At 71.2% G+C, this 11,906-nt stretch carries 11 protein-coding genes; 6 read left to right on the top strand and 5 right to left on the bottom strand.

Annotated features, from left to right (window positions below; translation table 11 throughout):
• Positions 1-36 precede the first annotated feature (36 nt).
• Complete coding sequence (locus tag ACIRPU_RS05140) at positions 37-1,206, bottom strand: thiolase family protein (RefSeq protein ID WP_403861901.1); 1,170 nt, start codon at positions 1,204-1,206, stop codon at positions 37-39.
• A 136-nt stretch (positions 1,207-1,342) separates the two neighbouring features.
• On the opposite strand from ACIRPU_RS05140, the gene ACIRPU_RS05135 reads away from it, so the two are divergent.
• On the top strand, positions 1,343-1,813 hold the full coding sequence (locus tag ACIRPU_RS05135) for a winged helix-turn-helix transcriptional regulator (protein WP_403861898.1): 471 nt from the start codon (positions 1,343-1,345) through the stop codon (positions 1,811-1,813).
• Positions 1,814-2,193: 380 nt separating this feature from the next.
• Here ACIRPU_RS05135 and ACIRPU_RS05130 read toward each other — a convergent pair whose 3' ends face one another.
• The 4 genes from ACIRPU_RS05130 to ACIRPU_RS05115 form a co-directional block, all read right to left on the bottom strand.
• Positions 2,194-2,715 (bottom strand): hypothetical protein, encoded by a 522-nt coding sequence (locus tag ACIRPU_RS05130; protein WP_403861895.1) that lies wholly within the window; start codon positions 2,713-2,715, stop codon positions 2,194-2,196.
• 316 nt (positions 2,716-3,031) lie between these two features.
• Entirely contained in the window at positions 3,032-3,748 is a 717-nt protein-coding gene (locus ACIRPU_RS05125) for a cupin domain-containing protein (protein ID WP_403861892.1), read from the bottom strand.
• Complete coding sequence (locus tag ACIRPU_RS05120) at positions 3,742-4,671, bottom strand: PmoA family protein (RefSeq protein WP_403861890.1); 930 nt, start codon at positions 4,669-4,671, stop codon at positions 3,742-3,744. The genes ACIRPU_RS05125 and ACIRPU_RS05120 overlap by 7 nt, the downstream gene beginning before the upstream one ends.
• Positions 4,668-5,921, bottom strand: coding sequence for a Gfo/Idh/MocA family protein (locus tag ACIRPU_RS05115; RefSeq protein ID WP_403861887.1), 1,254 nt, complete (start codon positions 5,919-5,921; stop codon positions 4,668-4,670). Before ACIRPU_RS05115 ends, ACIRPU_RS05120 begins: the two co-directional genes overlap by 4 nt.
• Positions 5,922-6,499: 578 nt before the next feature.
• On the opposite strand from ACIRPU_RS05115, the gene ACIRPU_RS05110 reads away from it, so the two are divergent.
• The 5 genes from ACIRPU_RS05110 to ACIRPU_RS05090 all read left to right on the top strand — a co-directional run bounded on the left by ACIRPU_RS05110 (position 6,500) and on the right by ACIRPU_RS05090 (position 11,849).
• Positions 6,500-7,375, top strand: coding sequence for an undecaprenyl-diphosphate phosphatase (locus ACIRPU_RS05110; RefSeq protein ID WP_355704653.1), 876 nt, complete (start codon positions 6,500-6,502; stop codon positions 7,373-7,375).
• A 178-nt stretch (positions 7,376-7,553) separates the two neighbouring features.
• Positions 7,554-7,733, top strand: coding sequence for a hypothetical protein (locus ACIRPU_RS05105; RefSeq protein WP_355704654.1), 180 nt, complete (start codon positions 7,554-7,556; stop codon positions 7,731-7,733).
• Positions 7,734-7,981: 248 nt separating this feature from the next.
• On the top strand, positions 7,982-8,854 hold the full coding sequence (locus ACIRPU_RS05100) for a YhjD/YihY/BrkB family envelope integrity protein (RefSeq protein ID WP_403861883.1): 873 nt from the start codon (positions 7,982-7,984) through the stop codon (positions 8,852-8,854).
• A gap of 171 nt (positions 8,855-9,025) precedes the next feature.
• Positions 9,026-9,559 carry a GNAT family N-acetyltransferase gene (locus ACIRPU_RS05095; protein ID WP_403861880.1) on the top strand — a complete coding sequence of 178 codons (534 nt, stop codon included), beginning with the start codon at positions 9,026-9,028 and terminating at the stop codon, positions 9,557-9,559.
• A 229-nt stretch (positions 9,560-9,788) separates the two neighbouring features.
• Positions 9,789-11,849 carry a restriction endonuclease gene (locus tag ACIRPU_RS05090; protein ID WP_403861877.1) on the top strand — a complete coding sequence of 687 codons (2,061 nt, stop codon included), beginning with the start codon at positions 9,789-9,791 and terminating at the stop codon, positions 11,847-11,849.
• Positions 11,850-11,906: the final 57 nt, after the last annotated feature.

The following is an 11,906-nucleotide window of genomic DNA, read 5'->3' as shown; positions in this document are numbered from 1 at the left end:
GGCCGGCCACATGGCGGCCGGCCACATGACGATCGGTTACACGGATTCCAGCACCATGGCGTTGGCGAGGCCGCCCGCCTCGCACATCGTCTGAAGGGCGTAGCGGGCGCCGCGTTCGCGCATCGCGTGGACGAGCGTCGTCGTCAGCCGGGTGCCGCTCGCGCCGAGCGGGTGTCCGAGCGCGATCGCGCCGCCGTGCACATTGACCTTGGCGAGGTCGGCGCCGGTCTCCTGCCGCCAGGCCAGGACCACGCTGGAGAACGCCTCGTTGACCTCGAAGAGGTCGATGTCGTCGAGCCGAAGTCCCGCCCGGCGCAGCACCTTCTCGGTCGCCGGGATCACGCCGGTCAGCATCAGCAGCGGATCCGAGCCGGTGACGGCGAAGCTGTGCAGTCGGGCGAGCGGGCGCAGACCCAGGCGCGCGGCGGTCTCGCCGGAGGTGATCAGCACGGCCGAGGCGCCGTCGTTGACCGGGCTCGCGTTGCCCGCGGTGACGTTCCACTCGATCTGCGGGAAGCGCTCGGCGAAAGCCGGGTCGTAGTAGGCGGGCTTGAGGCCGGCGAGGATCTCGGTGGTGCTCCCGGGGCGTACGCACTCGTCGCGCGAGACGCCGTCCAGGGGTGCGACCTCGGCGTCGAAGAGCCCCTGTGTCCAGGCCTCGGCGGCCTTGCGGTGCGAGGAGACGGCGAAGTCGTCCATCTGCTCCCGTGTGATCGACCACTTGGCCGCGATGAGCTCGGAGCTGATGCCCTGCGGGACGAGTCCCTCCGGGTAGCGCGCCGCGACTCCGGGGCCGAACGGGTCCTTTCCCGGCGGCACGTTGGACCACATCGGTACCCGGCTCATCGACTCGACACCGCAGGCGACGACGAGGTCGTACGCGCCGGAGATGACGCCCTGGGCCGCGAAGTGCACGGCCTGCTGGGAGGAGCCGCACTGCCGGTCGACGGTGGTCGCGGGGACCGACTCCGGGAAGCCCGCCGAGAGCAGCGCGTAGCGGGTGGTGTTCATGGCCTGCTCGCCGACCTGGTCGACGGTGCCGCCGATGACGTCGTCGATCAGCGCGGGGTCGACGCCGGAGCGCTCGACGAGGGTGCGCAGGGTGTGGGCGAGGAGCTCAACGGGGTGGACGTGGGCGAGGGAGCCGTTCGGCTTGCCCTTGCCGATCGGGGTGCGTACGGCTTCGACGATGACTGCGTCACGCATGTGCGGTGCCTCCATGACGAGCACGAGCAGCGGAAACTACCAGTGAGTAGGAAATCTGGACTCACCATAACGCTGCAAGTTGGAAAATCCAACCGGCCTGGATTTGTTTTTCCAACCCTCCCCTAGACTGGCCGTCATGGCCGCCTCCAAAGACCCGCGCCCCTGCTCGATCGCCGACACGCTCGCCCTGGTCGGCGAGAAGTACTCCCTGCTCGTCCTGCGGGAGGTGTGCCTGGGCAACACGCGCTTCGACCAGCTGGTGCGCAACATCGGCGCCCCGCGCGACATCCTGGCCACCCGGCTGCGCCGCCTCGTCGACGGCGGGATCCTGACCCGGCGCGCCTACAGCGAGCGTCCGCAGCGCTTCGAGTACCGGCCCACCCAGGCGGGGCTCGAGCTGGAGCCGGTCCTGATGACACTCATGGCGTGGGGCGACCGTCATCTCCGTGAGGACGACCGGCGCCCCATGGTGATCGAGCACGTCTGCGGCAACGAGTTGGCCCCCGTGGTCACCTGCGCGGCCTGCGGCGACCAGGTCCGCCACGAGGACATGCGCGCCCACCCGCAGTCACCGGGCTGGACGGTGGCGGGCCCGTCGGCCGCCTGAAGCCGCCCCTCAACGCCCCGACCGCACCACACCGCGCACCACACCGCACCGCACCGCACCGACGGACGGACGGACGGACGACGAAGGGAAGCCGGGTGGGCACGGGGGTCAGGGGGGACCGGAGAGATCGGAGGGACCGGTGCAACCGCCGCCGTGCCGAAGCCGCGGCGCGGGCAGCGCTCTCCGCCTACGAGTCGTCCCGGGTGGCGGACGGCGACGCCTGGACCGACGCCGGCCCCGGACTCGGCCCGGACGTGGCCCGTGTGCTCTTCCTCCCCGGCGACCTGCACCGTGGGCCGCACGCCGGTGACCCAAGGACGACGACGGCTACGTCCCGCCCCGTGTTCCCGAGCCCGGCGAGCGGCTGCGCACCCGCTGACTCAGGCTCCCAGCTTCCGGATCTGCGCGGTGACCAGTTCCGTCGGCACCTCGGCCGCGGAGCCGGTGCCGGCGGCGGTGTAGAACAGGACGACCGTGGCGCCGCTGCGCACGACCACGAACGCGTCCGCGCTGTCCCCCTGGGACTGCAGGGCGAAGGCGACGGCGTCGTCGCCCGCGTCGGGGGCGGTGGCGGCCTTGGCGGTGGCACGGGCGGGCGCGCCTCCCTCGTAGGCGGTGCACGTCTTCAGGGCGGCGCGGAGGCCGTCGAGGATGCCCTCGGCTTCGGACTGGTCGTAGGCCATGAGTCCGACGGTGGTGGCGGAGCCCGCCGTGGGGCCCGCTCCTGCGAAGGCGAGGAGACCGACGAACGCCTTGGGGCCCGGGTCGGGCGAGGCGGTGCGCATGTTCTCCAGCGGCTGGCAGTCCGCCGGCCGGGCGGTGGAATCGCCGTCGGGCTTCACGGGGAAGTCGGTGATCTGGTAGCCGTCCACGTCGCCGCCGACCAACGCGGCGGACTTCAACTGAGCCTCGCCGAGCGGCTGCGCGGGCGCCTCCGACGCAGAAGCAGACGCCGATCCCGATCCAGATCCAGATACCGACCCGGAAGCCGCCCCCTCCGCGGCCGCGGAATCCGAAGCCTTCGCGTCGGAACCGCCGCTGCCGCCGCCACCGCATCCGGCCACCAGAACCGCCGTGAAAACGGCTGCCGCCGTCACTCTGATCCGCACCTGCTGACTCCCCGCTGTCGACATCGGTCGATTGGATCATTCCGGCGGAGAAGCCGCAGGGATATCACGGAAACTACGTCAGCCGTCGCCCTGCGGTGATGACCCGGCGCTACGGCAGCGCGTACGCGTCCAGCCACCCGCACATCCCGAACTTCCCGTGGACAACGGGCTGTTCGGCCCGGACGGCGGCCTCGGCGAGGTAGGACACATCGCCGCCGGAGAGCCGGTCGAGCTGCTCCCCCGTGGCCTGCGCGGCGGCCCGCGCACCGCGCTGCCAGCGCTCACGCCACTCGGCGAGCCGCGGCCGCACCAGCGCGGCGGCGGACCGGTGGAAGGCGGCCAGGGCGGCCGGACCGTCCGCCGCCTCGCGCAGCGCCCGGTAGCCCTCCAGCGCGAGGTCGCGCCGGGCACGGGCGGTGCGGGCCTGCTCCTCGCGCGGGGCGTCGGCCGGGATCACGGTCGCGGCGGCGTACGTCTCGGGGTCGGTGAGGTACTCCGGCGGCAGGGTGAGGACCGCGTCGCCCGCCTCCGGCAGCCCGCTGTTCTGCATCAGGACGGTGATGCGCAGGTCGTCCTCGTTGACCAGCCGGTGGATGGTGCCCGGCGTGAACCAGGCGACCGTGCCGGGCGTGAGGGGCGTGACCTCGTACCCGGACGCCGTCAGGGTCTGCACCGCGCCGCGCCCGGCCGTGACGACGTACCCCTCCGAACACGTCAGGTGCATATGGGGAGTTCCGCCGTGCGGACCGTCGGGGGCGGGCCAGTCGTACACGCGCAGGTGCGAGACGGCGACCCCACCGGGCAGGCCCCCGTACTCGCTCACCACGGGTGTGCCTCGAGGTACTTGGCGATCTCCTCCCGCTCCCAGGCGCCGTCGGCCACCACCACGCGGTAGCGGCGGGTGAGCGTGTCGCCGGGGGCGAGCTCGAGCTCGTCGAAGAAGGACCAGGACGGGGCGATGCCCGCGAAGGGCTCGTTGCGGACGAACCAGTGGGCGGGGTGCGCCCCTCGGGCGCCGGAGTGGTCGTTCTCGGGGGCGTGCGCGAAGACGACGGTGGCGTGACCGTCGGCGCCGTCGTGCTCGCCGGAGAGGGCGAGCCAGGCGCTCTGCGAGGCCATCAACCCGGGGCCCGCACCGTCCGGGCCGATGATCCGGCCGTCCCGGAAGGCGCGCGGGCCCCGCCAGAACAGGCCCGTGTAGCCGGCCAGCTCCCGCCCGGCGGTGGTCGGGCTGCCGAAGCGCAGCGGCTCGTCGCGGCGGTTGGTGACGGCGCTGGTCCAGGTCAGCGCCCAGGAACCGGCGTCCGGGTCGACGTCGTGCACCTCGATCCGGCGGGCCTCCTCCGCCCACAGCTCACCGCTGTGCGGATGCCAGGTCAGCCGCTCGGCGATCACCACCCGGCCGCCTTCGGCCGACACCTCGTCGAAGCCGACGTGCGCCATCGAACCGACCCGCTCGGGGAGTTCGAGATACCCCTCACCGTGCACGTACGAGTTGCCGCCCCACAGGTTGGCGCCCGAGAGGTGCGAGGCGGTCAGCGACAGCCCCTTGTGCCAGCGGTGGTCGTTGGGCCGGTAGTCGGTGACGACGTCACCGGCGAGGGTCCGCAGCGGGTGGATGTACGGCCTCGGGGCCTCCCACGCCGCCTCGGGCCGGTAGACGTAGGCGAGCAGCTCGACGCCGGTGGCCGGGTCGCTCACCGTGACGCGGTCGCCGTGCGCGTGGACGATCCGCAGATCGCCGGTCACGCGGGCACCTCCGCGCTCAGCTCCGCCGTCGTCCCCGGCTTCGACCCCGGCTTCGTCCCCGTCTTCGTCTCCGCCGTCGCCCCCGGCTCCGTCTCCGCTTGGTTGGTGGCCGCGGCCGTGGCCGGCGCCCAGCCGGGGGCGCCGCCGTGCAGGGCCGTGTAATACGGATCGCCCGGCCCGATCTCGCCCCGTCGCACCGTCGTGTCCGTGAACGCCGACTTGTACAGCGCGCTGATCAGCTCCAGGCTGGTGCGCCCGTCCGCGCCGCTGCTGCGCGGCCGCCGGCCCGCGCGCATGCTCGCGACCAGTTCGCGCAGTTGCGCCAGGTGCGAGCTCGGGACGTCGTCGCCGAAGTCCTGCCAGGCCGCCGCCACGTCGCCGGGGACTCCCGGGGCGGGCGTGATGTGCCAGTTGTCGTTGGAGTGGCCGTAGAGGTGGGTGAGTTCGACCGTGGCTCGCTCGCAGTCGATACGGATGCGGCTGACCTCGTCGGGGCTCAGGACACTGTTGACGACCGTCGCCATGGCCCCGCTCTCGAAGCGGACCAGGGCGGTGGACACATCCTCCGTCTCCACGTCGTGCACGAGCCGGCCGGCCATCGCGCGCACCTCGCTCCACGGGCCGAGGAGGTCGAGCATCAGGTCCATCTGGTGGATGCCGTGGCCCATCGCCGGGCCGCCGCCCTCGGTCTGCCAGCGCCCCCGCCAGGGCACGGCGTAGTAGGCGGCGTCGCGGTACCAGGTGGTCTGGCAGTGCGCGACCAGCGGCCGCCCGAGGGCCTGCTCGGCGAGCAGCCGCCGCACGTGCCGGGTCCCGGATCCGAAACGGTGCTGGAAGACGATCGAGGCGTACGGCCCCGCGGCGCCCTCCTCCGTCTCCACGGCGTCGTAGTCGGCGAGGGTCGGCACCGGCGGCTTCTCGCACCACACCCAGGCGCCGGCCCGCAGCGCCGCCACACTCTGCTCGCGGTGCAGGGTCGGCGGGGTGCAGATGGTCACCAGGTCGGGGCGCTGCTCCGCCAGCATGCGCTCCAGGTCGGTGTACGCGTGCGGGACCCCGCTCTCCGCGCAGAAGGCCTCGACGGCGGTGGCATCGATGTCAACGGCCGCCACGACCTCGGCCTCGCCCTCGGCGGCGAGCTGCCGGAGAGCGGTCAGATGGGAGCCGCGCCCGATCGCGCCGATACCGACGATGGCGGCCCGGACACGGCGGCCGGCGAGCGCGCCAGGCAGCGGAGGGGATGGGGGCATGGGCGTGATCAGCACTCCTCCGACGTACGGCCGAACGGCCGGGCGGGCCAGCAACCGAGGGGGAAGCGTGCAGTACCTGCACACAGCAAGCGCTTTCCCATCGGCAGCAACGTATGCGGCGGCCGGGCGGCCGGTCAACCATGAGGACACCTGTCCGGCGTACCGATCACGCACGTGAGCCGCGTGTCGCCGGGTCCGGTGGGTGCGGGGCGGGGCGGGTGGGGAGGCGCGTGCGCGGCTGGCGGGGGCGCGTGCGCGTTGGAAGGGGGCGCGTGCCCGCCGGGAAGAGAGGCGCGCCTGTCGGGCGAGGAGGCACGCGCCCTCGGGAGAGAGAAGCGCGGGCCCGCCGAGCGAGGAGGCACGCGCCCTGCGTGTGAGGGCTTTTTGTCGCCCGCGTACAGGGGGCGGGTGCCGTCGGTGCGAGAGCCCGCGCGGCGCCTGCGAAACCCCTGTGCCGGGCCTGTCATCCGGGAACGCTACGCTTCCCCCCGGCACACACCTGATCACCTGATCATCGCGCGCGACGGGCCGACCGTCGCCGTCGCCCTCTCCGATCGGCGCTTGGACTCCGTAACCTCATGTCTTGGTTTGAATCCCTCATCCTCGGACTCGTCCAGGGGCTGACCGAGTTCCTCCCCGTCTCCTCCAGCGCGCATCTGCGGCTGACCGCGGCGTTCTCCGGCTGGGAGGACCCCGGCGCCGCCTTCACGGCGATCACGCAGATCGGCACGGAAGCAGCGGTGCTGATCTACTTCCGCAAGGACATCGGCCGGATCATCTCGGCGTGGAGCCGATCGCTGTTCGACAAGACGCTGCGCAAGGACCACGACGCCCAGATGGGCTGGCTGGTGATCGTCGGCTCGATCCCGATCGGCCTGCTGGGCGTGACGCTCAAGGACCAGATCGAGGGCCCGTTCCGCGACCTGCGGATCACCGCCACGATGCTCGTCGTCGTCGGCATCGTGATCGGCATCGCCGACCGGCTGGCGGCCCGCGACGAGTCGGGCGGGAAGCACCGCGCGCCCAAGCAGCGCAAGAACCTGGAGAACCTGGGCGTCAAGGACGGCCTGATCTTCGGCCTCTGCCAGGCCTGCGCGCTCATCCCCGGCGTCTCGCGTTCCGGCGCCACCATCAGCGGCGGCCTGTTCATGGGCTACAAGCGCGAGGCCGCGGCCCGCTACTCCTTCCTGCTGGCCATTCCGGCCGTACTGGCCTCCGGGGTCTTCGAGTTGAAGGACGCGGTCGAGGGCGGCCACGTGGCGTGGGGGCCGACGATGTTCGCGACGGTGATCGCCTTCGTGTCCGGATACGTGGTCATCGCCTGGTTCATGAAGTTCATCAGCACCAAGTCCTTCATGCCGTTCGTCTACTACCGCGTCGTGCTCGGCATCGTGATCATCGCCCTGGTCGCGACGGGCTCACTGAGCCCGCACGCGGCGGAGTCGGCGGGCTGACCACCACCGCTCCCCCTCCCGCTCCCCCATGGAGCTGCGCGGCGTCGCGCGGATCGGCCTTCTCGCCCGAACCTGTGGGAGGGACAGCGGAGTTGATCGATCAGCCGTGACCAAGCCCATATCCGTGCGCGTAGCCGTCCGGTAGCGCAGTGTCAGTTCTTGCGCCTAGGCTTGGCCCATGTCCCCCAACTCTGTGCCGTCTGGTTCCGTGCGGTCCGCTGCCGAGTTAAACGAGCGGATCCGGGCCCTTTGGCTGCGCGCGGGCGGTTCGCTCTCCGCCCAGGAGCGGGCGGAGTACGAGCTTCTGGTCGTGGAGTGGGCCATCGCGATCCGCGGCGAGGTCGTCGCAGCGGCCTGAGCCCGGCGCTCCCGCTACCCCTCCCCTGAGCCCTCCGCGCCCCTCCTCTCGTCCTCCTCTCGTTCTCCTCCCACCCGCCCCCCCTCTCCCCCGTGTCACCCCGTGTCGCCCCGCGTCGGGCCCGCTACCGTCCGTTACGCTCGCGTCGCCACAAAAGGTCACGAGCTTCACTGGAGGGCAGGACGGCGAGGATCAAGCGTGAGCGCCTCGTCAGAACGCTGACGTTCTGGCTGCGTCCCGCTTTCGCGTTGCGCGTCATCAACCGGTTCCAGAAGATCGTGGGCTTCGACCGGTCGATGGCCCTGGCATCCAGCGCGCTGACCGCAATGGTCCCGCTCTCCCTCCTCATCGGCGCCGTCGTGAGCAGCTTCGTGCACTACGACGCCGCGGAGCAGATCATCCGGCGCTACCACCTCACCGGAGCGGGCGCCCAGGCTGTCAGCTCTCTCTTCTCCCCCGCGGAGGGCAGCAACGCGAGCGTGGGCGTCTTCGGAGCGGTGTTCCTGATGATCTCGGTCCTCAGTTTCGCCCGGGCCGCGCAGCGGCTCGTCGAGCAGACGTGGGAACTCACCCCGCTCAGCGTGCGCAACACCCGTAACGGCCTGTGGTGGATCCTCGGTCTGGGCGGCTACGCAGTGTGCACCGCCTCGATCACCGCGCTCCTCGGCGAAGGGGAACTGGGGCTGGTCGCCTCGGTGTGCGAGGTACCGGTGACCGCCGCGTTCCTGGTCTGGAGCGGACGGCTCCTGTCGGCGAAGCGGGTCGAGTGGTCGGACCTCATCCCCTTCGGCGTCACCGCGGCCATTCTGACGGCGGCGTATTCGGTGGGCGCGGCCATCTACCTGCCACGTCTGTTCAACTCCTACACCGCACGCTACGGGGTGGTCGGAGCGGTCTTCGCGATGATCTCCGCGCTCTTCGCCGTCATGCTGGTCATGGTCGGATCGTCGGCGCTGGGGCGCGAAGTACGAGACGAACTCGACCGGATCCGTCAGGGCCACCGCCCGTCCGACCATGAGGTCCGCCGACAGTGGGACACCCTGGTCGAGCAGACCCGGTCACACTGGCGCACAGCGCGGGGGCAGATCTCCCGGCATCAGAGCAGGGACTCCGACCACTGAGAGCCCGGCAACGGCCTGGACGAGCCCGGAGGCCCCTGCCGACGCCACGCCACCGGCACTCCCACCGCCCTGCTGTCCGGCCACCCCGCCGCCAGCCGCCCCGCTGTCCGGCCGCCCGGCCGTCCGGCGCCGATTACCGGTGAGGCTCTCACCTTGGGCAGGATGGTCACCATGACCGAGATCCGCACCCCCCGCCTCCTCCTCCGTCGCTGGCACGACGACGACCTCGTACCCATGGCCGACATCAACGCGGATCCGCAAGTCATGCGCTGGGTCGACGACGGCTCGGTGCTCGACCTGGACCGCACGGCGGAGGCCATCGAGCAGTGGGAGGAGGAGTGGGACGAGGAGGGCTTCGGGCTCTTCGCCGTAGAGCTGCTGGCCTCGGGCGAACTGGCCGGCTTCACGGGCCTGTCCATGCCCGAGTTCCTGCCGGAGACGCTGCCCGACGTGGCTCTCAGCTGGCGGTTCGGATCCCAGTTCTGGGGCCAGGGCTACGCGTCCGAAGCCGCCCACGCGACGCTGGAGTTCGCCCTCCAGGATCGTGGCCTCGACCGCGTCATCAGCATCATCCGGATCGGTGACGAAGCCTCCGAGAACATCAGCCGCAAGCTCGGCATGGCACCGGAGCGCGAAACGGTGCACCCGGTCCACGGCTTCCCACTGCACGTTCACGCCATCGACCTCACCGAGTTCGACGGATGACCGGGGCGACCTGGGTGACCGGGAGTGATCAGTGCTGACTCGGGTGACCGGGCCGTGTGAGCGGGGCGCCTCCAGTCACGTTGACCTGCGGGGATGGGTCGAGTGGGTCGGCATTGACGAGTGGATAGGCGAGACGGCGATTGCTGGATAGAGTCGTCTCGTCACAACTGGTTGCGGGGGCAACCAAGGCGGCTTCGGCTGCCGGCGTCCTGGGGAGGGCCTTCAGCAGATGAGTCGTCGCTCTACTGGTTTTGTCGGCGTCTGGGCTGAAATGCAGCGGCAGCAGCAGCGCCAGGTGGAAGCCGAAGCCAGACGGCGGAGACAGCAAGAACAGCAAGCGCGGGCCTACCAGCGGCGAGCTGCCCAGAGCCACCGGGAGTACCGGCAGGCAGAGGCTCTACGGCGCACGGAAGAGCTGGACGCGCAGGTCGCGTCGCTGCAGGGCCTCCTCGCCTCGGGCTGCCGGGCTCCGGCCTTCAGGGCCGCCTCTCTCCTGCGGCCCGAGGAGGTCCAGCCCTTCGCTCCAGGACCATTGGCGCAGCCGGTGCCCATGCCGGACTTCCACCAGTACCCGACGTCGAACGGCTGGACCGCGAGCCGCCGGGCCCAGGCGCAGGCCGAAGCGCAGGCGCGCTTCGAACGGGACTGGCACGCCGCTCAGGCCGCAGAGGCTCAGCGACAACACCAACTGGCGTCGTACCAGCGGGAGTACCAGCAGTGGGTCGACACCCAGCTGGCCGATGTGCGGCGGCACAACGCCGGCGTCGTCGCGCTCACCGAAGGTGTGCGGCGGCGGGATGCCGATTCCGTGGTCGAGTACTTCTCCGCCGCGCTCTACGCCTCGACGGCATGGCCGGAGGACTTCCCCCGTCAGGTGGCGGCGGCCTACGACCCGTCAGCCCGCCAATTGGTGCTGGACTGGGAGTTGCCCGCGTACGGCATCGTGCCGGAGGTCAAGGCGGTTCGGTACATGTCCGGGGTGGACCAGGACAAGGAGACGCCCCGTCCGGTCGGCCAGCGCCGCACTCTGTACCGGGAGATCCTGGCTCAGTGCATGCTTCTCGTTCTGCACGAGCTGTTCGCCGCGGACGAGCTGGGCGCGCTGGAGTCGGTGACCTTGAACGGATTCGTCGACGGGCACGACCCTACGACGGGCCGACCGGGCCATATCTTCCTCGCCACCGTCATGGCCTCGCGCTCCTCGTTCCGTGACCTGCACCTGGCGCAGGTGGACGCGGGGAGTTGCCTCGCTGACGCCCTGCGCGGGCAGCTCTCGCCCCGACCGGACCAACTCGCCCCGGTACGGCCGAGCCGACGGCCGCAGGATGTCGGGAACCGCGTGGTCGCCCACGGCGGCGACGAGGAACCGGACCTGTTCGCCATGGATCCGATCGCCTTCGAGAATCTCGTCGCCGACCTCTTCCGGGCCATGGGGATGCAGGCGGTGACGACCCAACGCTCGGGCGACGGCGGCGTGGACGTCGACGCGCTGGATCCGACGCCGATCCGAGGCGGCAAGATCGTCGTGCAGGTGAAGCGCTACCGCAACACCGTGCCGCCCACCGCGGTGCGTGACCTGTACGGCACCGTGCAGGACGTGGGTGCCAACAAGGGTGTCCTCGTGACGACGTCAGGGTTCGGTCCCGGCTCGCACACGTTCGCCAACGGCAAGCCACTGGAACTCATCTCGGGCCCCGAACTCGTCGACCTGCTCCATCGTCACGGGCTGCGCGGGCGGCTGGGCGAGGGCGGCCGGCCCGTCCCGGCACAGCGGACGTCCTCGGCGTCGGCCCCTCGACTCCCGGACGACTACAACGTTCTGGGCATGTCCTGGTCCGGCAGCGTCGCCCTGGACGTGTGCGCTCTCGTCTGCCGCGGCAACCGCGTCCTCAGCGACGATCACTTCGTCTTCTTCAACAACCCGCAGACGCCGGACGGCTCGGTACGCGCCCTCGCCCCCACCGCACCGGACAAGGCCGCGATCTGTGTCTCCTTCGACGGCCTGCCCGACGAGGCCGACCGATTCGTCCTCGTGGCCGCCATAGACCCGGAGGTCAACCCGGACGCCGACCTCTCCGGCTTCTCCGACGCCTGCATCCGCCTGCTCGACCCCGGGCTTACTGAACTGGGACAACTCGAGGTCTCCGACGGCCGCCCGCACGAAACCGCCCTGGTACTCGGCTCCTTCCGCCGAAGGCCGAACGGCGACTGGGACTTCGTCCTCGGCGGCAAGGGCTACACAGGCGGCCTAGAAGAACTCGTCCAGGACTTCGGCATCGACGTGGAGTAGCTCCACCGTGGCTGCCGCGCGTCGGCTTCGTCGGCCTTCTCCTCGGGGCGCCGGGAG

Origin of the sequence: Streptomyces sp. NPDC102259 (genome assembly GCF_044766465.1) — a bacterium.
Taxonomy (GTDB): Bacteria; Actinomycetota; Actinomycetes; order Streptomycetales; family Streptomycetaceae; genus Streptomyces.
The sequence above is the reverse complement of the archived record's forward strand: the minus strand, read 5'-3'. Positions and strand labels throughout refer to the sequence as shown.

Coding starts and splice junctions, on each gene's coding strand:
- ACIRPU_RS05140 (WP_403861901.1), bottom strand. CDS start 1,206: ATGCGTGACGCAGTCATCGTCGAAGCCGTACGCACCCCGATCGGCAAG.
- ACIRPU_RS05135 (WP_403861898.1), top strand. CDS start 1,343: ATGGCCGCCTCCAAAGACCCGCGCCCCTGCTCGATCGCCGACACGCTC.
- ACIRPU_RS05115 (WP_403861887.1), bottom strand. CDS start 5,921: ATGCCCCCATCCCCTCCGCTGCCTGGCGCGCTCGCCGGCCGCCGTGTC.
- ACIRPU_RS05110 (WP_355704653.1), top strand. CDS start 6,500: ATGTCTTGGTTTGAATCCCTCATCCTCGGACTCGTCCAGGGGCTGACC.
- ACIRPU_RS05105 (WP_355704654.1), top strand. CDS start 7,554: ATGTCCCCCAACTCTGTGCCGTCTGGTTCCGTGCGGTCCGCTGCCGAG.
- ACIRPU_RS05095 (WP_403861880.1), top strand. CDS start 9,026: ATGACCGAGATCCGCACCCCCCGCCTCCTCCTCCGTCGCTGGCACGAC.
- ACIRPU_RS05090 (WP_403861877.1), top strand. CDS start 9,789: ATGAGTCGTCGCTCTACTGGTTTTGTCGGCGTCTGGGCTGAAATGCAG.